We start from the raw sequence: 22,135 nt of genomic DNA, 5'->3' as shown, positions 1-22,135 counted from the left end.
AGATGCGGGACATCTCGAAGGAGTTCCCGGGCGTCAAGGCGCTCGCGCACGTGAGCCTGACCGTCAAGGCCGGCGAGATCCACGCGATCTGCGGCGAGAACGGCGCGGGCAAGTCCACGCTCATGAAGGTGCTGTCGGGCGTGTACCCCTACGGCACGTACACGGGCGACATCCTGCTGCGCGGCGAGGAGATGCGCTTCCGCGACATCCGCGCCAGCGAGGCGGCGGGCATCGCGATCATCCACCAGGAGCTCGCGCTGATCCCCGAGCTGTCGATCACCGAGAACATCTTCCTCGGCAACGAGGTGCGCGCGGGCATCGCGATCGACTGGCGCGCGGCGCGGTCGCGCGCGGTGGAGCTGCTGGCGCGCGTGGGCCTCGAGGAGGACCCCGACACCGCGATCAAGCACCTCGGCGTCGGCAAGCAGCAGCTGGTCGAGATCGCCAAGGCGCTCAACAAGGACGTCAAGCTGCTGATCCTCGACGAGCCGACCGCGGCGCTCAACGAGGACGACTCGCAGCACCTGCTCGACCTCATCCTCGGGCTCAAGGGCCGCGGCATCTCGTCGATCATCATCAGCCACAAGCTCAACGAGATCGAGCAGATCGCCGACGAGATCACGATCATCCGCGACGGCCGCAAGGTCGAGACGCTCGACATCACCAAGGGCGAGATCAACGAGGACCGCATCATCCGCGGCATGGTGGGCCGCTCGCTCGAGAGCCGGTACCCCGACCGCGAGTCGCACATCGGCGAGGTCTTCTTCGAGGTCCGCGACTGGGTGGTCCGCCACCCGACCGTGTCGGAGCGCTTCGTGGTCAAGGGCTCCAGCATCGAGGTGCGCCGGGGCGAGGTCGTGGGCATCGCGGGCCTGATGGGCGCCGGCCGGACCGAGTTCGCGATGAGCATCTTCGGCCGCTCGTACGGCGAGTACGTCTCCGGCACGATCGTCAAGGACGGCCGGGAGATCACGCTCCCGGACGTCCCCTCGGCCATCCGTCACGGCCTCGCCTATGTGAGCGAGGACCGCAAGGTGCTCGGGCTGAACCTCCTGGACACGATCAAGCGCTCGACCGTCGCGGCCAAGCTGTCGAAGATCTCCCGCCGAGGCGTCGTCGACGAGCGGCTCGAGCACACGGTGGCCGAGGAGTACCGCAAGGCGCTGCGCATCAAGACCCCGAGCGTCGACGTCGGCGTCGCGACGCTGTCGGGCGGAAACCAGCAGAAGGTCGTCCTCGCCAAGTGGATGTTCACCGACCCGGATCTGCTGATCCTCGACGAGCCGACCCGCGGCATCGACGTGGGAGCCAAGTACGAGATCTACACGATCATCAACGAGCTCGCGGCCAGCGGGAAGGGCGTGATCGTGATCTCGAGCGAGCTGCCCGAGCTGCTCGGCATCAGCGACCGCATCTACACGGTGTTCGAGGGGCGGGTCACCGACTGCCTCGACGCCCGAGACGCCACACCCGAGGCGCTCATGCGCAGCATGACCTCGCTCCGTCCCCTGAACGACCCCGCATCGAAGGCGAACGCATGACCGACACCGCCAGCACCCCGTCCGCCAAGCGCGGCTTCCACCTCAGCGACATCCGCGCGATGTTCGGCGGCGGCGGCCAGTCCACGCTGCGCCAGTTCGGCATCCTGGGCAGCCTGATCGTGATCATCCTGCTGTTCCAGGTGCTCACGCTCGTGTTCAAGGGCGCCGGCCTGACGCTCTCGAGCGGCAACCTGATCAACGTCGTCAACCAGTACTCGTACATCCTGATCCTGGCGATCGGCATGGTGATGGTGATCATCATGGGTCACATCGACCTGTCGGTCGGTTCGGTCGCGGCGTTCACGGGCATCATCGTCGCCAAGGCCATGGCGGACTGGAGCCTGCCCTGGCCGCTCGCGATCGTGCTGGGCCTCGGCGTGGGCGTGCTGGTCGGAGCGTGGCACGGTTTCTGGGTCGCGTACGTGGGCGTTCCGGCGTTCATCGTGACGCTGGCGGGCATGCTGTTCTTCCGCGGCGCCAACCAGTGGATCGGCCAGTCGACGACGGTCTCGGTCCCGGCCGACTTCAAGTACATCGGCGCGGGCTACCTGCCCGAGCTCGCGGTGCCCCTCAACTTCAACGTCCTCACGATGGTGCTGGCCCTCGCGGGCGTCGCCTGGATCGTGTTCGACGAGGTGCGCCTGCGCCGCATCCAGACCAAGATGGGCGCCGCCAAGGCGCCCCTGTGGGTCAGCATCGTCAAGACCGTCGCGCTGTCCGCGGCGATCCTGTGGGCCGGATGGATGTTCGCCAACGGACGCCCCGGCACGAGCTTCCCGATCGCCGGCATCATCCTGCTGGTCCTGGTGATCGTGTACTCGTTCCTCACGAACAGCACCGTGTTCGGCCGCCACATCTACGCGGTCGGCGGCAACCGCCAGGCCGCGCGCCTGTCGGGCGTGAAGGACCGCTGGGTCGACTTCTTCGTGATGATGAACATGTCGGTGCTGGCCTCGATCGCGGGCATGATCTACGTCGCCCGCGCGGGCGCCTCGGGCCCGCAGGACGGCAACGGCTGGGAGCTCGACGCGATCGCATCGGTCTTCATCGGCGGCGCGGCCGTCTCGGGCGGCATCGGCACCGTGATCGGCTCCATCATCGGAGGCCTGGTCATGGCCTTCCTCAACAACGGCCTCCTGCTGCTCGGCGTCCAGGCCGACATGGTGTCGATGATCAAGGGCCTCGTGCTGCTGGTCGCGGTCGGCGTCGACGTCTGGAACAAGCAGCAGGGCCGCCCCTCGGTCATCGGCTTCCTCATGAACCGACGCAAGGCCGTCGCCGACTTCTCCGGCGACATCAAGACCCCCGCCGCCGCGGACGCGGCCGGGAAGAAGGAGAACGCGACTCGCAGCTGAGCCGCGCTCTCCGTCCCGCACACACAGAAAGTGACACGAATCGCATGAAGAAGATCGCTCTCACCGCCACGGCGGCGGTCGCAGCGCTGGCGCTGGGCCTGACGGGGTGCTCCTCGGAGCGCGGCGGCGGCGCCGCCCCCGGCGAGACCGAGGCCCCCGCGGGCTTCGAGGCCGGCGCCACGATCGGCGTGGCGCTGCCCGACAAGACCAGCGAGAACTGGGTGCTCGCGGGCGACCTGTTCACCGAGGGCCTCGAGGAGGCCGGCTTCCAGGCCGACGTCCAGTACGCCCCGGCGAGCAACACGGTCGCCGAGCAGCAGAACCAGATCCAGGCCATGGTCACGTCGGGCGCCAAGGTCATCGTGGTCGGCGCGAAGGACGGCAAGCAGCTGGGCACCCAGCTCGAGGCCGCCAAGGACGCCGGCGTCACGGTGATCGCGTACGACCGCCTGATCGAGAACACCGAGGCCGTCGACTACTACGTCGCCTTCGACAACTTCAAGGTCGGCGAGCTGCAGGGCCAGGCGCTGCTCGAGGGCCTCGAGGCCAAGGCCGGCCACGACGCCCCGTACAACGTCGAGCTGTTCTCGGGCTCGCCCGACGACGCGAACTCGGCCGTCTTCTTCGACGGCGCCATGAGCGTGCTGCAGCCGAAGATCGACGACGGCACGCTGGTGGTCGCCTCGGGCCAGACCGACATCGCCCAGACCGCGACCCAGGGCTGGCTCGCCGAGAACGCCCAGGAGCGCATGGACAGCCTGCTCACGTCGACCTACAGCGGCGACACGGAGCTCGACGGCGTGCTCTCGCCGAACGACACGCTGGCCCGCGCCATCCTGACCTCGGTCGAGCAGGCGGGCAAGAAGCAGCCGGTCGTGACCGGTCAGGACTCGGAGGCCGAGTCGGTGCGCTGGATCATGGAGGACCGCCAGTACTCCACGATCAACAAGGACACGACGCTCCTGGTCGAGCAGACCATCAAGATGATCGGTCAGCTGCAGGCCGGTGAGGAGGTCGACGTCAACGACACCGAGCAGTACGACAACGGCGTGAAGGTCGTCCCCGCGTACCTGCTCGAGCCGGTCATCGTCACGAAGGAGAACGCCGCCGAGGCGTACGCCAACGTGCCGAGCCTGCTGGAGATCGTCGAGTCGTACTGACCCGGACGCGCGCGATCACAGGGGCCGCCGGGTGTTCACCCGGCGGCCCCCGTCGTGTCGGACGGTGCCGATACCGTCGGGGCATGGCCGAGGGTTACGACGACGGGTTCCTGGACGCGCCGCTGCCGCTGCCGGAGGCGGCGGACGCCGTGCGGCTCGACTACACGCACTTCACGGTGCTGCTCGACCGCGATCGGCGCCTCGCGCGGCTCACCGCCGTGAACGTCGCGGGAGCGGAGCTCGTCGACGTGCCGCGCGGCGATGACTGGCGGCTCGACGACCGGATCCCCGCGGAGTGGCAGGCGGGCCCGGAGGTGTATGCCCGCAACGACCTCGACCGCGGTCACCTGGTGCGCCGCCGCGACCCGGTGTGGGGCCCGGATGCCCGCCGCGCGGACAGCGACACGTTCCACTACACGAACGCCGCGCCGCAGGCCTCCGGCTTCAACCAGTCCCAGGAGCTGTGGGTGGGGCTCGAGGACCACGTGCTCGAGTACGCCGACGCGAACGACCTGCGGATCTCGGTGCTCACGGCACCCGTGCTGGGCGAGCGCGACATCCCGTACCGCGGCATCCGCATCCCGCTGCGGTTCTTCAAGATCGCCGCGTGGTGCCGGGGCGCCGAGCTGCGTGCCGCCGGGTTCGTGCTCGACCAGTCGCCCGTGCTCGATCGCGACGACCTCGACCGCGGCGTCGCGGCGGACCGGACGCCCGACCTCGGGCCGTTCCGCACCTTCCAGGTGCCGATCGCCGACATCGCGGGCCTGGCCCGGCTCGATCTCGGACCGCTGATCGCGGCGGACGTCGTGCCGCCCGCCGCGCGCGCCGAGCCCTGGCGCGAGCTGCGCGCGCCCGGCGACATCCGCCTCTAGGGCGTCAGAAGGCGCCGCGCGCCGTGAGGACCGCCGTGACCGTGCGGAACAGCAGGGCGACGTCGCCGGGGATCGACCGGTTCTCGGTGTAGCCGAGGTCCAGGCGGATCCCGTCCTCCCAGCTCAGGGTGCTGCGCCCGCCGACCTGCCACGGGCCCGAGATCCCGGGCCGCACGTACAGCCGACGCCGCTCGTCCTCCGTGTACTGCGCGACCTCGCGGGGCAGCGCGGGCCGGGGCCCGATCACGCTCATGTCGCCGCGGAGCACGTTCCAGAACTGCGGCAGCTCGTCGAGCGAGCAGCGCCGCAGGACGCGGCCGACGCGCGTCACGCGCGGGTCCTCGCGCACCTTGAACAGGGGGCCGGCGGCGTCGTTGAGCGCCATCAGCGCCGTCGAGCGCCGATCGGCGTCGACGCTCATGGAGCGGAACTTCAGCATGCGGAACGTCCGCCCGCCCTCGCCGACGCGCTCCTGCCGGTAGAGGACCGGGCCGGGGGAGTCGAGCCGGATGGCGATCGCGATCGGCACCGCGAGCAGGCCGACCGGGATGAGCGCGAGCGACGCGACGACCACGTCGAACACCCGCTGCGCGGCGCGGCGCGGCCCGTCGTACCGGGCGACGCGCAGGCGCAGCATCGGGAGCGCACCGGATGCCGAGACGGACAGCCGCGCGGCGGCGACGTCGGTCAACCCGCTCCACGACAGCACGTCGGCCGCCCGGCCCTCCACGGCCCAGGCGAGCCGTCGCAGGAACGCCGGGGCTCCATCCGGCGTCCCTGCGACGAGCACGGTGTCGGCCGACACGCGGTCGACCGCGTCGGCGACCGTCCCGACGACGGCGTCGCCCGCGTCGTCGGCATCGAACACGACCGCTCCGCACACCCGCACGGGCGATGCCGCGATGCGGGCGATCTCGTGCTCGACGGTCGCGACGTCGGCCGCGCGTCCGACCACGACGGCGCGCGCCGGGCTGGATCCGCGCAGCGAGCGCCACGCGATCCTGCCGGTCGCGATCGCGACAGCACCGATGGGCGCGCCCACGGCGAGGACCGCGCGCGCCGCATCGAGCGGCAGGACGCCGGCCACGGCCGCGACCGCGATCAGGCCGAGGGCCGCGGCGGTCGCCGCCGCCACGCGCGCCAGCTCGCCGCGGGGCGTGAGCGAGGGGTCGTGCGACCGCGCCAGCACCAGGCAGGCGCACCAGAGCGCGGCGGTCGCGGCGGCGGGTGCCGCGAAGACCGGAGACGCGAGCGCGACCGCCGCGCAGGCTCCGGACGCCATGGCGGCGTCTGTGACGAGCAGGCGGCGGCGGTGCGACGCGTCCCTCGCGCGCCGTCGCGACAGCGAGGCGCGCGCAACGGGCACGGGCGCGTCGAACGCCGGGAGGGCGTCGTCGGCCGGGGCGGGTGCCGGGTGGGCGCCCAGGACGGGGGGAGCGGGCAGGAGTCGCGCGGCGGCGATGCCGACCGTGGTCATGCGGGCACGCTCACGTCGAAGCTCATGCGTCCTCCTCGGGATGGCAGATCGCGTGGTGGATGCGGGAGGGCTGGGGCCCGGTCCCGACGGGTGTCAGGAGAGGGCGTCCCGCGGTCTGATACACAGCGGCTCGCCTACGCTGGAGGGGATATGGCGCATCTTCTCGGGGCTGAGGCCCTGCACCTCGAATACCCGACCAAGGTGGTCTTCGACTCGGTCTCGCTCGGCGTGAACGAGGGCGACCGCATCGGCATCGTCGGCCGCAACGGCGACGGCAAGTCCAGCCTGCTGGCGATGCTCGCGGGCCGCCGGGAGCCCGACGCCGGCCGGGTCACGGTGCGCGGCGGCGTGCGGATCGGCGTCCTGGACCAGGCCGACACGCTCGACGACGACGACACGATCGGCGGCGCCGTCGTGGGCGACACCCCCGAGCACGAGTGGGCCGGGGATCCGAAGGTCCGCGACGTCATCGCCGGGCTGCTCGGCGACCTGCCCTGGGACGCCCGACTCGGGACGCTCTCGGGCGGGCAGCGGCGCCGGGTCGCGCTCGCGAAGCTGCTCGCGGGTGACTGGGACGTGCTCGCGCTCGACGAGCCCACCAACCACCTCGACGTCGAGGCGATCGCCTGGCTCGCCGAGCACCTCAAGCGGCGCTGGGCGCCGAACGCCGGCGGCCTGCTGACCGTGACCCACGACCGCTGGTTCCTGGACGAGGTGTGCACGGCCACGTGGGAGGTCCACGACCGCATCGTCGAGCCGTTCGAGGGCGGCTATGCCGCGTACATCCTGCAGCGCGTCGAGCGCGACCGTCAGGCCGCGGCGATCGAGCAGCGGCGCCAGAACCTCGCGCGCAAGGAGCTCGCGTGGCTGCGCCGCGGGGCTCCCGCGCGCACCTCGAAGCCGAAGTTCCGGATCGACGCGGCCAACCAGCTGATCGAGGACGTGCCCGAGATCCGGAACAGGACCGAGCTCCAGTCGCTCGCCGTCTCGCGCCTCGGCAAGGACGTCGTCGACCTGCTCGACGTGTCGGTGTCCTACGGCGAGCGGGAGGTGCTGCACCGGGTCGAGTGGCGGCTCGCGCCGGGTGAGCGCACGGGCATCCTGGGGGTGAACGGCGCAGGCAAGTCGACCCTGCTGGGTCTGATCTCCGGCGCGGTCGAGCCCACCGAGGGCCGCGTCAAGCGCGGGAAGACCGTCAAGGTCGCCACGCTCACGCAGCGCCTGGACGAGCTGGAGGAGCACCTCGACGAGCCGGTCCGTGCGGTGATCTCGCGCCTGCGCACGACGTACACGTTCGGCTCCGGCTCCAAGGCGCAGGAGCTCTCGCCCGGCCAGCTGCTGGAGCGGATGGGCTTCTCGAGCGCGCAGCTGTCGACGCCGGTCAAGGATCTCTCGGGCGGGCAGAAGCGCCGCCTGCAGCTGCTGCTCATCCTGCTCGATCAGCCCAACGTGCTGATCCTGGACGAGCCCACCAACGACCTCGACACCGACATGCTCGCGGCCATGGAGGATCTGCTCGACTCATGGCCGGGCACGCTCATCGTCGTCTCGCACGACCGGTACTTCCTCGAGCGCGTGACCGACCAGCAGTACGCGATCCTCGGCCACCGGCTGCGCCACCTCCCCGGCGGTGTGGACGAGTACCTGCGCCTGCGGCAGCTCGAGCAGGCGGCGCCGGCGGCGAAGCCCGCCGCCGCGACGGCCGCGGCCGTGGAGCCCGCCCTCAGCGGCGCCGAGCTCCGCGCCGCGCAGAAGGAGATCGCGGCCCTCGAGCGGCGCATCGGCCGGCTCACGGAGCAGATCGACGCCGCCCGCACGGCGCTGGCCGAGCACGACCAGTCGGACTACGCGGGCCTCGCGCGCGAGATGGAGGCGATCGGCGCCCTCCAGGACGAGGTCGCCCAGCTCGAGGAGCGCTGGTTCGAGCTCACAGAGCAGACGGGCTGAGGGCAGACGGGCTGAGGCTCTGCCCCCCTCGCGAGACAGCATCGCACCGCCGAGACTGCATCGCGCCGCCGAGACGGCGGTGGTCCACAGCGGTCTCGGCGGGGGATTGCAGTCTCGGGCGGATCAGGCCTCGGGTGCCGTGTCGAAGCCGAGCGAGAGGCGGCGCAGCAGCGCGGCGAGCCGGTCGCGGTCGGCGGCGCTGAGGCGGCGCAGCAGCTCGGCCTCGGCGTCCATCAGCCGCGTGATCGCGGCATCCACCCGCACGCGGCCGTCCTCCGTCAGGGTCACGAGCACGCTGCGGCCGTCGTCCGGATCCGCCTCGCGGCGCACGAACCGGCGTCCGACGAGCCGGTCGATCCGGTTGGTCATGGTGCCGCTCGAGACCAGCGTCTGCTGCAGCAGCTGCTTCGGGCTGAGCTGGTACGGCGCCCCCGCACGCCGCAGCGCGGAGAGGACGTCCCACTCCCACGGCTCGATGTCGGTGCGGCGGAACGCCTCGCGGCGCGCCCGGTCGAGGTGCCGCGACAGGCGGTCCACGCGCGAGAGCACCTCCATGGGCGAGAAGTCGAGGTCGGGGCGCTGGTGCGTCCACGCGTCGACGATGCGGTCGACCTCGTCCGTCTCGGATGCCATCCCTCAAGAATGGCAGACTTGACCGAGCGGCCCCGGGACCTCCGGATCATGCCGCGGTCCGCCATGGTGTAACGGCAGCACGACAGCCTTTGGAGCTGTGAGGACCAGGTTCGAATCCTGGTGGCGGAGCATGAGCAACAGCGAAGCGACGACTCAGAGCCTGGCGATCGTCATCCTGGCGGCGGGGCAGGGCACCCGGATGCGCTCGCGCACCCCCAAGGTGCTGCACCCCATCGGCGGGCGCACGCTGCTGGGGCATGTGCTCCACACCGCACAGCAGCTTCCCGCCTCGGTCGTGCGGGTGGTGGTGCGGCACGAGCGCGACCGCGTCGTGCAGGAGCTCGAGGACATCCCGGGCGTCGAGGTCGTGGACCAGGACGACATCCCGGGAACCGGGCGCGCGGTGCAGCTCGCGGTCGAGGGCCTGCCGGCGGACTTCGACGGCGACGTGCTCGTGCTGAGCGGCGACGTGCCGCTGCTCGAGACGGACGCGCTCGCCGCGCTGATCGAGGAGCACCGCGCCGCCGCGGCCGAGGCCACGCTGCTGAGCGCCACGCTCGACGACCCCAGCGGGTACGGCCGCGTCATCCGTGACGCCGACGGCTCGGTGCTGCGGATCGTCGAGCAGAAGGACGCGACCGAGGACGAGGCGGCGGTCGCCGAGATCAACGCGGGCGTGTACGTGTTCCGGGCGCGGACGCTGCGCGAGAGCCTCGCGCAGGTCGGCACCGCGAACGCGCAGGGCGAGATGTACCTGACCGACGTCATCCGCCTGCTGCGCGAGGCGGGCCGCCAGGTCGCGGCGCGCGCCGCCGAGGACGCGCGCGTCGCGCTCGGCGTGAACGACCGCGTGCAGCTGTCGGAGGCGGCGGCCATCCTGAACGCCCGGATCGTGCGCCGCTGGCAGCGCGAGGGCGTCACGATCCAGGACCCCGCGACCACGTGGATCGACGACACCGCCACGCTGGCGCCGGACGTCACGATCCTTCCGAACACCCACATCCTGGGCGCGACCACGATCGCGGAGGGGGCCACGATCGGCCCCGACACGTCGCTCGTGGACTGCGAGGTCGGCGAGGACGCGGTCGTGCGGCGCGCCGACGCGACGCTCGCCGTGATCGGGCCGCGCGCGAACGTCGGGCCCTTCGCCTACCTGCGGGTGGGCGCCGAGCTCGCCGCCGGGGCCAAGGTCGGCACATACGTCGAGGTGAAGAACTCCCAGATCGGCGAGGGCAGCAAGGTGCCGCACCTGTCGTACGTCGGCGACACGACGATCGGTCGCGGCGTGAACCTCGGCGCGGGCGCGATCACCGCGAACTACGACGACATCGCCAAGCACCGCACCGTGATCGGCGACGAGGTCCACACCGGCTCGCACAACGTGTTCGTGGCGCCGGTTAGGATTGAGGCCGGCGCCAAGACGGGGGCCGGAGCCGTGATCCGCAAGGATGTCCCGGCCGGTGCCCTGGCCTTGAGCGTCGCCCCTCAGCGCAACATCGAGGGGTGGGTGGAGAAGAACCGAGCGGGCACCGCCGCGGCCGACGCCGCGGCGCGCGCCCGGAGCGCAGAGAAGGCGGCCGATGGCGCGCAAGAGCAAGACGACCACTGACGACGAGCGCCAGCGGGGCATCGCCCCGGGGATCGTCACCAAGACCAAGAAGCGTCTGGTGGTCGTCTCGGGCGGATCCCACCCGGAGCTGGCGGACGCGATCGCGCACCAGCTCGGCATCGAGGTCGCGCCCACCGAGCGCCGCACCTTCGCCTCGGGCGAGATCTACACGCGCTTCGAGACGTCGATGCGCGGCTGCGACGTGTTCGTGGTCCAGACGTTCGGCCAGCCGGTCAACGAGTGGATCATGGAGATGCTGATCATGCTCGACGCGCTCAAGCGCGCGTCGGCCAAGCGGATCACCGTGGTCGCGCCGTACTACCCGTACTCGCGCCAGGACAAGAAGGGCCGCGGCCGCGAGCCGATCTCGGCCCGCCTCGTCACCGACCTCATCGCGACCGCCGGCGCGGACCGCATCATGAGCGTCGACCTGCACGCCGCGCAGATCCAGGGCTTCTTCGACGGCCCGGTGGACCACCTGTTCGCCAAGCCGATCCTCGCGCGGTACTTCGAGGAGTCGCTGCAGGGCGAGGACCGCGAGACCCTGACCGTCGTGTCACCCGACATGGGCCGCGTGCGCGTCGCCGACACGTGGGCCGACGAGTTCGGTGCGCCGCTCGCCATCATCCACAAGCGTCGCGACCCCAAGGTCGCCAACCAGGTCACGGTTCACGACATCGTCGGCGAGGTCGAGGGCCGCACCTGCCTGCTGGTCGACGACATGATCGACACCGGCGGCACGATCGTGAAGGCCGCCCAGGCCCTCAAGGCGAACGGCGCCCGCAAGGTCATCGTCGCCGCGACCCACCCGATCTTCAGCAACCCGGCCGCCGAGCGCCTCCAGGACGCCGCGATCGACGAGGTCGTGGTGACCGACACCGTGCCGCTGTCGCCCGAGCAGCGCTTCGACAAGCTCACGGTCCTGTCGGCCGCACCGCTGCTCGCCCGCGCCATCCGCGAGGTCTTCGACGACGGCTCCGTGACCAGCATGTTCGACGGCGCGGCCTGACAGTCCGCCCGCGGCGGGCGAGCGCAGAGGGGATTCACAAGCGGTGCCGATCCGGTGCCGGGGGACGTCGGCCGGGATGGAGTCAGAGCCGCGCAGGCGGCACCGACGACAGGGGACCGACATGAACCGATCCGCACGCACCGGCGCCGCTCTCGCAGGAGTCGCGGGCGTCATCGCGCTCGCCGGCTGCGGCGCCGTGACCGTGGGCGCCTCGACCGACGAGGAGGCGCCCGCCGAGAGCACGGGCACCGAGACGTCGGAGACCACCTCGGCGGAGCCCGGCTACGCCGACGGCACCTACACGGCCGAGGGCAGCTATCAGACGCCCGAGACGATCGAGACGGTCTCCGTCACGGTCACGCTCGAGGACGACGTCGTCACGGCCGTCGAGGTGACGGGCGATCCGCAGGCGCGCGAGAGCCGGCAGTACCAGGGCCAGTTCATCGCGGGCATCGCGGACGAGGTCGTGGGCGTGGACATCGACGACCTGGCGGTCGACCGGGTGGCCGGCTCCTCGCTCACGAGCGGCGGCTTCAACGAGGCGATCAAGCGGATCAAGCAGGACGCGGCGGCCTGAGATGGCCGCGTCCCGATGACAGCGACGTGGCGCTTCGACGCCATCGGCACCGGCTGGCGGATCGACACCCCGGAGCCGCTGCCTGAGGACATCCGCGAGCGCGTGAACGGCGCCATTGCGGCCTTCGACGCCGCGTGGTCGAGGTTCCGCGGCGACTCGCTCGTCGCCCGGCTGGCGCCCGGGGGAGAGGCCCCCGCTCCTCCCGACGCGGCCGACATGCTCGACGCATACGCCGAGCTCGGCCGCGCGACCGGCGGCGCCGTGAACCCGCTCGTCGGAGCCTCGCTCGAGAGGCTCGGCTACGACGCCGCGTACTCGCTGCGCGCCCAGGACCCCGTCGCGGCGCCCGCGGACTGGCGCGCGCGCCTCACCTGGCGCGACGGGACGCTGCGTCTCCGCGGCCGCGCCACGATCGATGTCGGCGCGCTCGGCAAGGGGCGCCTGGTCGACCGGGTCGCCGAGCTCATCCCCGGTCCCGCGGTCGTCGACGCGAGCGGCGACCTGCGCGTGTGCGGCATGCCGCAGCGCGTCGCGCTCGAGCACCCGTACGACCCGCGCCGCGCGATCGGCGTGATCGTGGTCGCGGACGGCGCGCTGTGCGCATCCGCCGCCAATCGTCGCGCGTGGGGCGACGGCCTGCATCACGTGCTCGACGCCCGCACCGGGGCTCCCGTGCGCACGGTCGTGGCGACCTGGGCGCTCGCCGAGACCGCCATGATCGCGGACGCCGCCGCGACCGCGCTGTTCTTCGAGGGCGGGCCCGGCTACGCGCGCGACCACGACGTGCACTGGGTGCGAATGCTGTCCGACGGCCGCGCAGAATGGTCGCTGGGGTCGCGCCTGGAGCGAGGAGAAGCGGAGCTGTTCACATGATCGGACGCCTGACCGCCGTCTACCAGCGGGGCATGCGGCAGCTGGGGCGCCTGTCCATGTACCGGCTGGTGCTGCTCGCGCTGGGCGTGCTCACGCTGGTCGCGCTCGCGCTGTCGTTCTTCGGGCTCGTCCTGCCGTCGCCCGCCGAGCTGCTGGCGACGGCCGCCGTGCTGGTCGCGGTGGCCGCCGCGGTCGACGTGGTCGCGCACCGCGTCCTGCGGCTCGTGTGGCGCCCCGAGTCGACGCTCATCACCGCGGCCATCCTGGTGTTCGTCGTGCGGCCCGGCCTGGACGTCGCGACGCTGGCGGGAGCCGCGATCGCGGCCGCTGCGGCGTCGCTGTCGAAGTACCTGATCGTCTGGCGCGGCCGGCACATCCTGAACCCGGCGGCGTTCGGCGCGACCGTGGCGACCCTGTCCACGCTGGGAGGCTCGGCGTGGTGGGTCGGCACGCCCGCGCTGTTCGCGCCGCTGCTCCTCGTGAGCGTCCTCGTGCTGTGGCGCACCGAGAAGCTGCGGGTCGTCGCCCTGTTCTATGGCGTCGCGGTGGTGGTCGCGGCCGGCCGGACGATCGCGCAGCTCTACGCGGCCGGCGCCGCGATGCCGCTCGAGACGCTGCTGCAGGCGGTGCTCGTGCAGTCGCCGTACCTGTTCCTCGGCGCGTTCATGCTCTCGGAGCCGCTCACCCTGCCGCCGCGCCGGTGGCAGCAGTACCTCGTGGCGGTCGCGGTCGGCGCCCTCGCCGGATGGCCGATCCCGCTCGGCGTCATCACGCTCGGCCAGGAGCGGGCGCTGCTGATCGGCAACCTGATCGCCTTCGCGTTCGCGGCGCGCGGCGCGGTCCGCCTCACGCTGCGGCGCCGCACGGCGCTGACGCCGACCGTGCAGGAGCTGGCCTTCACCGCCAAGCGCCCCGTGCGCTTCGCGCCGGGGCAGTACCTGGAGCTGGATGTGCCGCACCGTCACGCGGATGCGCGCGGCACGCGCCGGGAGTTCTCGATCTCGTCGGCGCCGGAGGACCTGCCGGAGATCCGGATCGCGTTCCGCGAGAGCAGGACGGGGACGGTCTCGAGCTACAAGCGGGCGCTCGCGGCCGCCCGGCCGGGCGACGTGCTGGCCGTGACCGGGGTCTGGGGCGACTTCACGCTGCCTCGATCGGCGCGCACGCCGGTGCTCATGGTCGCGGCCGGCATCGGCGTGACGCCGTTCGTGTCTCAGCTGCGGCACCTCCGGCTCGCGGGTGAGACCCGCGACGTCGTGCTGGTCTACGCCGCCTCCAGCTCCGACGAGCTCGCCTACCGCGCGGAGCTCGAGGCCACCCGCGTGCGCACGGTCGTGTACACCCGCGACGAGCCCGCCGACCTCCCGGCCCATTGGACGTGGGCCGGGGGAGAGCGGCTGACCGCCGAGGGCCTGCACCGCGCGGTCCCCGACCTGTCGAGGCGCCATGCGTACGTCTCCGGACCGCCCGCGCTGATCGCGGACCTCGCGCCCGCCCTCGGCCGCGCCCACGGCCTGACCACCGACGCCTTCGCCGGCTACTGAGGTTCAGGCGGGATCGACGGGCTTGGCGGGCAGCGCCACCTCGAACGTCGTATCGCCGGGGCGGCTGGTCACCCGGATCTCGCCGTGGTGCGCGTCGACGATCGCCTTCACGATGGCCAGCCCCAGGCCCGTGCCGCCGGTGGACCGGGCGCGCGACCGGTCGCCGCGGGCGAAGCGCGTGAACAGCTCGCCCTGCAGCGCGGGATCGATCCCGGGGCCGTCGTCGTGCACCCGCAGGATCGCGCGGGTCGCGCTGCCCATGCCGTCGAGCGCCAGCGACGCCGTCACGGTCGTGCCGGCGGGGGTGTGGGTGCGCGCGTTGGCGAGCAGGTTCGCGATCACCTGGTTCAGCCGTGCGGTGTCGCCCGCCACGATGACCGGCGCCTCGTCGACCTCGACCCGCCACACGTGCTCGGGCCCGGCGACGCGCTGATCGGCGACCGCCTCGAGCGTGAGCCGGGTGAGGTCCACCGCGCCGTAGACGAGCTCCTGTCCCTCGTCCAGGCGGGCGAGCAGCAGCAGATCCTCCACGAGGCCCGTCATCCGCACGGACTGCGCCTGGATGCGCTCGAGCGACTGTCCGGTCGTCTCGCTGAGCGACGGATCGCGCAGGGACAGCTCGGAGTATCCCCGGATCGACGCGAGCGGCGTGCGCAGCTCGTGGCTGGCGTCCGCGACGAAGGTGCGCATCCGCTCCTCGTTGCGCTGCCGCGCGGTCAGGGACGCATCGACGTGGTCGAGCAGGGTGTTCAGCGCCGCGCCCACCTGCCCGATCTCGGTGCGCGCATCCGCCTGCTCGGCCGGCACGCGCTCCTCGATCGACACCGCGCCCTGGTCGAGCGGCTGCCGCGCGACGCGCTGGGCCGTCTCGGCAACCGCGCGCAGGGGCTTGAGACCCTGCCGGATCACGACCGTGATCGCGAGGCCGAGCACGGCCAGCCCCGCCGCGGTCGCGAACGTGATCGTGGTGAGCAGCTCGCCGATCGTGGCCCGCACCTCCTGCGTCGACATGCCCATGACGACCACGCCGCCGGGCACCTCGCCGGCCTGCACGCGGAACTCCCCGAGCCCGCGCACGGTCATGGTCCGCACCTGCTCCTGGCCCTCCGGCCGGTCGAGCTTCAACCCCGCGAGCTGGGAGGTCGTGAGGGTCTCGATCTGGAAGTGGTCGTCGACGAAGGCGCCGCTGCGGTCGCCGTCGGCGGTCTCGAGCACGAGGACGGTGCCCGGCGGCACCTGCAGGCCGTCCAGCACGCGCGGCGCGTCCTCCGCGCCGGAGCCGATCAGCCACGGACCCGCCTCCGTGACGAGGCTGCGCACCTGCTGGCTGAGGCGCTCCTCGAGCACCGAGTTCAGCATGACGCTCGTGACCGCCGCGACGATCACGAAGATCAGCGACACGAAGCCGAACACCGTCAGCATCAGCCGCGCCTGGAACGACAGCGGCCGCCTCCGGATCCGGCCGAGCGGCGTCACTGGGGTGCCTTGATCATGTACCCGACGCCGCGGACCGTGTGGATGAGCGGCTCGCGCCCCGCGTCGATCTTCTTGCGCAGGTACGAGATGTAGAGCTCGACGACGCTCGAGCGCCCGCCGAAGTCGTAACTCCACACGCGGTCGAGGATCTGGGCCTTGGACACGACCCGGCGCTCGTTGCGCATCAGGAAGCGCAGCAGCTCGAACTCGGTCGCCGTGAGCTCGATCTCGGTGCCGTCGCGCTCCACCTCGTGGCTGTCCTCGTTCAGGGTGAGGTCGCCGACCCGCAGGATGGGCGCGTCCTCGGCCGCGTGCGCGGTCCCCGAGCGGCGCATCAGGGCGCGCAGCCGGGCCACGACCTCCTCGAGGCTGAACGGCTTGGTGACGTAGTCGTCGCCGCCCGCGGTCAGGCCGGCGACGCGGTCGGACACGGCGTCCTTGGCGGTGAGAAAGAGGACGGGCACGTCGTCGCCCGCCTGCCGCAGCCGCTGCAGCACGGTCATGCCGTCCAGGTCGGGCATCATGATGTCGAGCACGAGCGCGTCGGGCTTGAACTCCTTGGCGGCCTGCAGGGCCTCGAAGCCGTTGCCGGCGGTGCGCACCTGCCAGCCCTCCATCTTGAGCGCCATCGACAGCAGGTCGGTCAGCATCTGCTCGTCGTCGACGACCAGGATGCGGACGGGCGTGCCGTCGGCGCGCAGCAGGGCGGGGGAGGAGTGCGGGGTGCTCATGCGACCCATTGTGGTGGCGAAACTATGAGCTTTCTATGGAGCCGGCTATGCGCCGCGTGTGAGTGTCGACGCTCTCGAGGGCGGCCGGGCGGAGGAGGGACTGTCCGATGTCGGAGGGCCCGGCTATGGTGCGGCGCATGACCTCCCCCGAGCTCACTGCCGCGTTCGGCGGCACCGCGATCCTCCCGGGCGACCCCGACTGGGACGCCGCCCGACGTTTCCACTCCGGCATCGGAGAGCCCGCCGTCATCGCGCGCGCGCGACGTCGGTCGACGACGTCCGCCGGGCCGTGCGCGGTGCCGCCGCGGCCGGAGTCGACATCATGGTCCGCAGCGGCGGCCACAGCGCCTGGGGCTCCGTTCCCGGCGGCCTCACCCTCGATCTCACCGCCCTCGACGCCGTGACGGTCGAGGGCACGCGCGTCGGCGTCGGCGGCGGCGCGCACTGGGGCGCGGTCGCCCGCGCCCTGGCCGACCGCGGCCTCGGCCTGAGCTCCGGCGACACGGCGTCGGTCGGCGTGGGCGGGCTCACGCTCGGCGGAGGCATCGGTCTGATGCTGCGCGCCTGGGGCCTGGCGTGCGATCAGCTCACCGGCGTCCAGCTCGTCACGGCGGCGGGCGACGTCGTCGAGGCGACCGACGAGACCCATCCGGAGCTCCTGTGGGCGCTGCGGGGCGGCGGCGGGAACTTCGGCGGCGTGACCAGATTCGACTTCCGGGCGCGGCCGCTCGACGGCGTCGTGGCGGCCGAGCTGGGAATCGACGGCGATCCGCGGCCGATGCTCCGTGCCCTGCGCGACCTCATGGCGGATGCGCCGCGCGAGCTGACCGTCACCTACATGGACGTCCCGCCCATGGATCCGAGCGCGCCGGCGGGAGCCTCGATCGGCGCCGTCTGGATCGGCTCGGACGAGGACCGGCTCTGCCGGCTGCTCGCGCCGCTGCTCGCCGCACCCGGGGTGGTCGAACGCGGCCTGGGAGTGCGGCCGTACCCCCGAGGTCCTGCTCGAGGCGCCCGAGTTCGACCCCGAGATGCCGATGCCCGGGTTCGTCGGCGGCAACACGCTGCTGCGCGAGCTCGACGACGACACGATCGACGACCTGGTCGCGTTCCGTCGGCAGAACGACGCGTCCGTGATCTTCCTGCGGTCGCTGAGCGGCGCGTTCGGGGATGTCGCCCAGGACGACTCGGCGTTCCCCGCACGCGACGCGACGTGGTTCGCGATGGCGGGCGCCTTCGATGTCCCTGGCCTGCTCGATGACGCCGCGCGGGCGCGGGCTCTCGCCGACTGGGCCGGCATCGAGGCGCGCGGCGCGGGGGTCTACGGCAACTTCACGACCTCCACCGAGCCCGACTGGGCGGAGCGCATGTACCCGCCGGCGGCGATGGCGCGACTGGCCGCCGTCAAGCGCGAGTGGGATCCGCGCAACGTGTTCTCGCGCAACCACAACGTGCGGCCGGCGTGAGCCGGAGACGCCGCGTCCCCCCTGCCCGTGGCGGGCAGGGGGACGCGGCGTCGGATCAGCGCGAGGTCAGTGGGTGTCCTCGGCCTCGATCTCGGTGCGGTCGCCGGACCACAGCGTGTGGAAGGTGCCCGGCTTGTCGATGCGCTTGTACGTGTGCGCGCCGAAGAAGTCGCGCTGGCCCTGGATGAGCGCGGCGGGCAGGCGCTCGGCGCGGATGCCGTCGTAGTACGCCAGCGACGAGGAGAACGCGGGCGAGGGGATGCCGGCCTGGGTCGCGGCGATCACGACGCGGCGCCACGCGGCCTGGCCGCGCGTGAGCGCGTCGGCGAAGTACGGCGCGGACATGAGCAGCGGCAGGTCCGGGGTCTCCGCGTAGGCGTCGGCGATGCGGTTGAGGAACTGGGCGCGGATGATGCAGCCCGCGCGCCAGATCTTCGAGATCGCGCCGAGGTCGATCTTCCAGCCGTACTCTGCCGCGCCGGCGCGGATCTCGTCGAAGCCCTGCGAGTACGCCACGATCTTCGAGGCGAACAGCGCCTGGCGGACGTCCTCGATGAACGCGTCGGCGTCGGCGACCTCGAAGGTCTCGTCCGGGCCGGGCAGGGCCGCGGCGGCCTCGCGCTGCTCGGGGTGCGACGACAGCGAGCGCGCGAAGGTGGCCTCGGCGATGCCGGAGACGGGGACGCCGAGGGACAGGGCGGTCTGCACGGTCCACGCGCCGGTGCCCTTGGCGCCGGCCTGGTCGAGGATGACGTCGACCAGCGGCTTGCCGGTCTCCGCGTCGACCTGGCGCAGCACCTCGGCGGTGATCTCGATCAGGTACGACTCGAGCTCGCCGGAGTTCCACTCGGCGAACACGTCGGCGATCTCGGCGGGGGTCTTGCCCGTGCCGCGGCGGATCAGGTCGTACGCCTCCGCGATGAGCTGCATGTCGGCGTACTCGATGCCGTTGTGCACCATCTTCACGAAGTGGCCGGCGCCGTCGGTGCCCACGTGCGTGACGCAGGGCTCGCCCTCGGCGACCGCGGCGATCGACTTCAGGATCGGGCCGAGCGTGACCCACGACTCCTCCGGACCGCCGGGCATGATCGACGGGCCCGTGAGCGCGCCCTCCTCGCCGCCCGAGATGCCCGCGCCGACGAAGTTGATGCCGGTCTCACGGACGGCCTTCTCGCGGCGGATCGTGTCGGTGAACAGGGCGTTGCCGCCGTCGACGATGATGTCGCCCGGCTCGAACACCTCGGTCAGCGCCTGGATCACCGCGTCGGTGCCGGCGCCGGCCTTCACCATGATGATCGCGGTGCGCGGCTTGGCCAGCGACGCCGCGAACTCCTCGTACGAGTACGCCGGGATGAAGCCGGCCTCGGGGTGCTCGGCGACGAGCTCGTCGGTCTTGGCGCGGCTGCGGTTGAACACGGCGACCGTGTTCCCCTCGCGGCTGGCCAGGTTGCGAGCCAAGTTCGAGCCCATCACGGCGAGGCCCACGACCCCGATGTTGGCGACGGCGGTTGTGGTGGAAGCGTCGGTCACGCGATCTCCTTGCACACGGATCACAGGGGGAGACGAGCGGGTGCCGGAATCGGCCTCGTCGGGTCCAGGCTAGTGGGGCGGGCGCTCACATGCGTCCGCGTGACGCCGTGAGGCGGCGTCAGTCCTTGCGGTAGCCCGAGCGGCCGAGCGAGAAGAACGCGCCGACCAGCAGGACCGTGGCGGTGAGGGACATGACGGCGATGACGCCGGCGACGACGTGCGAGGGATCGATCACGGGGGCTCCTGGCGTGCGGCGACGCCCGCGGAATCGCGGTCGTCGGGCGGTTCTGCGCGCGGACAAAGCGCGTCACCACCGTACCCGTTCGTCGGGTACCATGGAAAACGACCTCGGCGAGGGCGAGCCGCGCATGCGTGTGCTCAGCCGTTATCGACGCGGGTGAGCCTCGGGGCTCTCCTCACGCGTTGCGTTCGAGTCGAGCAGCCACAGACCCCCGCGACATCGAACGGATGGCGCGGCCACGAGGAGACACATCATGTCGGAGCAGACCACGCTCACCACCGAGGTGCGCACCCAGTTCGGCAAGGGCTTCGCCCGCCGCCTGCGCGCCGCGCACAAGATCCCCGCCGTCCTGTACGGCCACGGCACCGAGCCCGTGCACCTGGCCCTGCCGGGTCACGAGACGCTCCTGCTCGTGCGTCACGCCAACGCGATCGTCGAGCTCGACATCGAGGGCACCAAGCAGCTCGCCCTGGTCAAGGACGTGCAGCGCGACCCGGTGCGCCAGGTCATCGAGCACGTGGACCTCGTCGTCCTGCGCAAGGGCGAGAAGGTCACGGTCGACGTCCCCGTCGTGGTGACGGGCGAGCCCTTCGCCGGCACGATCGCCAACCTCGACGCCATGACGCTGTCGATCGAGGTCGAGGCGACCCACATCCCGGAGCACCTCGAGGTCGACGTCGAGGGCCGGGAGGACGGCACCCACATCACGGCCGCCGAGGTGAAGCTCCCCGAGGGCGCGACCCTGGTCGCCGACCCCGAGACGCTCGTCGTCGCCATCTCGACCCCGCAGCTCGACACCACGAGCGACGCCGAGGCCGAGGCTCCGGCCGCGGACGAGGCCGCCTCGGAGGAGGCCGCCGAGTAACACCGGCACATCTTCGAAGAGAGGGGGCGCGAGCGATCGCGCCCCCTCTCTCCGTCTGCGGCGGCTCGTCCGCGGCGGACTCTTGCGGCAGGATCGAGGACGAGGAGGAGTCATGGCCGACACGTGGCTGATCGTGGGGCTCGGCAACCCGGGACCCCGCTACGAGACGACCCGTCACAACGTCGGGCAGATGGTGATCGACGAGCTCGCGGGCCGTCGCAGCGCGCCGTTCAAGCAGCACAAGGCCAACGCGCGCGTGGCCGAGACGTGGCTGCGCCCGGGCGCCGCCAAGCTCGTGCTCGCCAAGCCCAACTCCTTCATGAACGTCTCGGGCGGCCCCGTCGCGAACCTCGCGCGCTTCTACGGCGTCGACGCCGGACGCGTGATCGTGGTGCACGACGAGCTGGACATCCCGTTCGACACCCTGCGCCTCAAGTCGGGCGGCGGCCACGGCGGTCACAACGGCGTGCGGGACGTCGCCAAGGCGCTCGGCACGCCGGACTTCGCCCGCGTGCGCGTCGGCATCGGGCGCCCGCCGGGCCGTCAGGATCCGGCCGACTGGGTGCTGGACCCGTTCGGCGCGACCGAGCGGCAGACCCTGCCCATCCTGATCTCCGACGCCGCGGACGCGGTCGAGCACCTCGTCGAGGTCGGGCTGGTCGACGCGCAGCAGCGCTTCCACGCCCCGAAGCCGTAGCCTCCGGTCAGACGCCGCCGGAGCCCGCGATGCCTGCGACGGCGCCTCCGAACGCGGCGCCCGCGGCGACGACCGGGCCGAGGGCCGCGGTCGCGATCGCGGCGATGCCGGAGCGGCGACCGCGGTCGCGGACGACCGCGACGATGCCCTGTACGAGGGCCCACACGCCGAGCGCGGTCCCGCCCCACGCGGCGACCTCTGCCAGGAGCACCCATTCGCGCACGGGGGAGAGGATCTCGAGCCCAGCGCTCGGCGACAGGGCCTGCAGTCGCGGTCCGATGCCCGCGCCGATCGCCGCCAGGGCGACGGCCAGCAGGATGCTCGCCCCCACCGTCGCGCCGATCGCCAGCACGAGCGCGATACGCCCGAGCAGCGGCGATGCCGCGCGCCGTGGCGCCTGCAGCGCGGCCGCACAGCGCGCATCCTGCGGCGGAAGGTACGGCGCGGTGGGCGCGCCGGGCGCCGCGTGCCCGCCGGGGACGGGCGGCTGGGGGATCGGCGGCTGGGGTGCGCTCACGCTGTCATCCTAGGG

At 72.3% G+C, this 22,135-nt stretch carries 19 protein-coding genes, 1 tRNA gene and 1 pseudogene; 15 read left to right on the top strand and 6 right to left on the bottom strand.

What is annotated here, in order from left to right; genetic code table 11:
• Positions 1-2 precede the first annotated feature (2 nt).
• The 4 genes from mmsA to ASD19_RS06500 all read left to right on the top strand — a co-directional run bounded on the left by mmsA (position 3) and on the right by ASD19_RS06500 (position 4,928).
• Positions 3-1,541, top strand: coding sequence for a multiple monosaccharide ABC transporter ATP-binding protein (mmsA, locus tag ASD19_RS06515; RefSeq protein ID WP_055990621.1), 1,539 nt, complete (start codon positions 3-5; stop codon positions 1,539-1,541).
• Entirely contained in the window at positions 1,538-2,896 is a 1,359-nt protein-coding gene (gene mmsB, locus ASD19_RS06510; protein ID WP_055989997.1) for a multiple monosaccharide ABC transporter permease, read from the top strand. The genes mmsA and mmsB overlap by 4 nt, the downstream gene beginning before the upstream one ends.
• A gap of 44 nt (positions 2,897-2,940) precedes the next feature.
• The gene (locus ASD19_RS06505; protein WP_055989994.1) at positions 2,941-4,056 is read left to right on the top strand and encodes a substrate-binding domain-containing protein; all 1,116 of its coding nucleotides are present in this window, start codon (positions 2,941-2,943) and stop codon (positions 4,054-4,056) included.
• 83 nt (positions 4,057-4,139) lie between these two features.
• Entirely contained in the window at positions 4,140-4,928 is a 789-nt protein-coding gene (locus tag ASD19_RS06500) for a DNA/RNA non-specific endonuclease (protein ID WP_055989991.1), read from the top strand.
• 4 nt (positions 4,929-4,932) lie between these two features.
• On the opposite strand, the gene ASD19_RS06495 is transcribed toward ASD19_RS06500, so the two are convergent.
• Positions 4,933-6,405: a sugar transferase gene (locus tag ASD19_RS06495; protein WP_055989987.1), complete on the bottom strand. Its 1,473-nt coding sequence runs from the start codon at positions 6,403-6,405 to the stop codon at positions 4,933-4,935.
• Between the two features lie 150 nt (positions 6,406-6,555).
• On the opposite strand from ASD19_RS06495, the gene ASD19_RS06490 reads away from it, so the two are divergent.
• Entirely contained in the window at positions 6,556-8,352 is a 1,797-nt protein-coding gene (locus ASD19_RS06490) for an ABC-F family ATP-binding cassette domain-containing protein (RefSeq protein WP_055989984.1), read from the top strand.
• Positions 8,353-8,475: 123 nt separating this feature from the next.
• Here ASD19_RS06490 and ASD19_RS06485 read toward each other — a convergent pair whose 3' ends face one another.
• Entirely contained in the window at positions 8,476-8,985 is a 510-nt protein-coding gene (locus ASD19_RS06485; protein WP_055989981.1) for a MarR family winged helix-turn-helix transcriptional regulator, read from the bottom strand.
• A gap of 57 nt (positions 8,986-9,042) precedes the next feature.
• Here ASD19_RS06485 and ASD19_RS06480 point away from each other — a divergent pair.
• From ASD19_RS06480 to ASD19_RS06455, 6 genes are all read left to right on the top strand, one after another.
• Positions 9,043-9,114: transfer RNA gene (locus ASD19_RS06480), tRNA-Gln, on the top strand.
• Position 9,115: 1 nt separating this feature from the next.
• Positions 9,116-10,594 carry a bifunctional UDP-N-acetylglucosamine diphosphorylase/glucosamine-1-phosphate N-acetyltransferase GlmU gene (gene glmU, locus ASD19_RS06475; protein ID WP_055990618.1) on the top strand — a complete coding sequence of 493 codons (1,479 nt, stop codon included), beginning with the start codon at positions 9,116-9,118 and terminating at the stop codon, positions 10,592-10,594.
• Positions 10,566-11,603 carry a ribose-phosphate diphosphokinase gene (locus ASD19_RS06470; RefSeq protein WP_055989978.1) on the top strand — a complete coding sequence of 346 codons (1,038 nt, stop codon included), beginning with the start codon at positions 10,566-10,568 and terminating at the stop codon, positions 11,601-11,603. Before glmU ends, ASD19_RS06470 begins: the two co-directional genes overlap by 29 nt.
• A 121-nt stretch (positions 11,604-11,724) precedes the next feature.
• Positions 11,725-12,180, top strand: coding sequence for an FMN-binding protein (locus tag ASD19_RS06465; protein ID WP_200941077.1), 456 nt, complete (start codon positions 11,725-11,727; stop codon positions 12,178-12,180).
• 15 nt (positions 12,181-12,195) lie between these two features.
• Positions 12,196-13,053, top strand: coding sequence for an FAD:protein FMN transferase (locus tag ASD19_RS06460; protein ID WP_055989973.1), 858 nt, complete (start codon positions 12,196-12,198; stop codon positions 13,051-13,053).
• The gene (locus ASD19_RS06455) at positions 13,050-14,597 is read left to right on the top strand and encodes an FAD-dependent oxidoreductase (protein ID WP_055989970.1); all 1,548 of its coding nucleotides are present in this window, start codon (positions 13,050-13,052) and stop codon (positions 14,595-14,597) included. Before ASD19_RS06460 ends, ASD19_RS06455 begins: the two co-directional genes overlap by 4 nt.
• Before the next feature lie 3 nt (positions 14,598-14,600).
• Here ASD19_RS06455 and ASD19_RS06450 read toward each other — a convergent pair whose 3' ends face one another.
• A complete protein-coding gene (locus tag ASD19_RS06450) occupies positions 14,601-16,019 on the bottom strand; it encodes an ATP-binding protein (protein ID WP_156377144.1) in 1,419 nt (472 codons plus the stop codon).
• A gap of 50 nt (positions 16,020-16,069) precedes the next feature.
• Complete coding sequence (locus tag ASD19_RS06445; RefSeq protein ID WP_055989964.1) at positions 16,070-16,804, bottom strand: response regulator transcription factor; 735 nt, start codon at positions 16,802-16,804, stop codon at positions 16,070-16,072.
• Positions 16,805-16,862: 58 nt separating this feature from the next.
• Between ASD19_RS06445 and ASD19_RS14925 the strand changes: the two are divergent.
• Positions 16,863-17,378 (top strand): annotated as a pseudogene (locus ASD19_RS14925) (FAD-binding protein); the annotation flags it as partial.
• 463 nt (positions 17,379-17,841) lie between these two features.
• Positions 17,842-18,270, top strand: a complete 429-nt coding sequence (locus ASD19_RS14780) for a BBE domain-containing protein (protein WP_230667534.1) — start codon at positions 17,842-17,844, stop codon at positions 18,268-18,270.
• 66 nt (positions 18,271-18,336) lie between these two features.
• Here the strand turns inward: ASD19_RS14780 and gndA are convergent, their stop codons facing one another.
• On the bottom strand, positions 18,337-19,800 hold the full coding sequence (gene gndA / locus ASD19_RS06435) for an NADP-dependent phosphogluconate dehydrogenase (protein ID WP_055989961.1): 1,464 nt from the start codon (positions 19,798-19,800) through the stop codon (positions 18,337-18,339).
• Between the two features lie 494 nt (positions 19,801-20,294).
• Here gndA and ASD19_RS06430 point away from each other — a divergent pair, with 494 nt between their 5' ends.
• The gene (locus ASD19_RS06430) at positions 20,295-20,906 is read left to right on the top strand and encodes a 50S ribosomal protein L25/general stress protein Ctc (protein WP_055989958.1); all 612 of its coding nucleotides are present in this window, start codon (positions 20,295-20,297) and stop codon (positions 20,904-20,906) included.
• 112 nt (positions 20,907-21,018) lie between these two features.
• Positions 21,019-21,603, top strand: coding sequence for an aminoacyl-tRNA hydrolase (gene pth / locus ASD19_RS06425; RefSeq protein WP_055989955.1), 585 nt, complete (start codon positions 21,019-21,021; stop codon positions 21,601-21,603).
• Between the two features lie 7 nt (positions 21,604-21,610).
• On the opposite strand, the gene ASD19_RS06420 is transcribed toward pth, so the two are convergent.
• On the bottom strand, positions 21,611-22,120 hold the full coding sequence (locus ASD19_RS06420; protein ID WP_055989952.1) for a hypothetical protein: 510 nt from the start codon (positions 22,118-22,120) through the stop codon (positions 21,611-21,613).
• Positions 22,121-22,135: the final 15 nt, after the last annotated feature.

The organism is Microbacterium sp. Root53, assembly GCF_001426925.1.
Classification (GTDB): domain Bacteria; phylum Actinomycetota; class Actinomycetes; order Actinomycetales; family Microbacteriaceae; genus Microbacterium.
Note: the sequence above shows the minus strand (reverse complement) of the source record. Positions and strands in the feature narration are given on the sequence as shown.

Excerpts from the sequence above, each read along its gene's own strand:
- glmU (WP_055990618.1), top strand. The coding sequence starts at position 9,116 with ATGAGCAACAGCGAAGCGACGACTCAGAGCCTGGCGATCGTCATCCTG.
- ASD19_RS06500 (WP_055989991.1), top strand. The coding sequence starts at position 4,140 with ATGGCCGAGGGTTACGACGACGGGTTCCTGGACGCGCCGCTGCCGCTG.
- ASD19_RS06490 (WP_055989984.1), top strand. The coding sequence starts at position 6,556 with ATGGCGCATCTTCTCGGGGCTGAGGCCCTGCACCTCGAATACCCGACC.
- ASD19_RS06495 (WP_055989987.1), bottom strand. The coding sequence starts at position 6,405 with ATGACCACGGTCGGCATCGCCGCCGCGCGACTCCTGCCCGCTCCCCCC.
- ASD19_RS06505 (WP_055989994.1), top strand. The coding sequence starts at position 2,941 with ATGAAGAAGATCGCTCTCACCGCCACGGCGGCGGTCGCAGCGCTGGCG.
- mmsA (WP_055990621.1), top strand. The coding sequence starts at position 3 with ATGCGGGACATCTCGAAGGAGTTCCCGGGCGTCAAGGCGCTCGCGCAC.
- ASD19_RS06445 (WP_055989964.1), bottom strand. The coding sequence starts at position 16,804 with ATGAGCACCCCGCACTCCTCCCCCGCCCTGCTGCGCGCCGACGGCACG.
- ASD19_RS14780 (WP_230667534.1), top strand. The coding sequence starts at position 17,842 with ATGCCCGGGTTCGTCGGCGGCAACACGCTGCTGCGCGAGCTCGACGAC.
- pth (WP_055989955.1), top strand. The coding sequence starts at position 21,019 with ATGGCCGACACGTGGCTGATCGTGGGGCTCGGCAACCCGGGACCCCGC.
- mmsB (WP_055989997.1), top strand. The coding sequence starts at position 1,538 with ATGACCGACACCGCCAGCACCCCGTCCGCCAAGCGCGGCTTCCACCTC.
- ASD19_RS06470 (WP_055989978.1), top strand. The coding sequence starts at position 10,566 with ATGGCGCGCAAGAGCAAGACGACCACTGACGACGAGCGCCAGCGGGGC.
- ASD19_RS06465 (WP_200941077.1), top strand. The coding sequence starts at position 11,725 with ATGAACCGATCCGCACGCACCGGCGCCGCTCTCGCAGGAGTCGCGGGC.
- ASD19_RS06485 (WP_055989981.1), bottom strand. The coding sequence starts at position 8,985 with ATGGCATCCGAGACGGACGAGGTCGACCGCATCGTCGACGCGTGGACG.
- ASD19_RS06455 (WP_055989970.1), top strand. The coding sequence starts at position 13,050 with ATGATCGGACGCCTGACCGCCGTCTACCAGCGGGGCATGCGGCAGCTG.
- ASD19_RS06430 (WP_055989958.1), top strand. The coding sequence starts at position 20,295 with ATGTCGGAGCAGACCACGCTCACCACCGAGGTGCGCACCCAGTTCGGC.
- ASD19_RS06460 (WP_055989973.1), top strand. The coding sequence starts at position 12,196 with ATGACAGCGACGTGGCGCTTCGACGCCATCGGCACCGGCTGGCGGATC.
- ASD19_RS06450 (WP_156377144.1), bottom strand. The coding sequence starts at position 16,019 with ATGCTGACGGTGTTCGGCTTCGTGTCGCTGATCTTCGTGATCGTCGCG.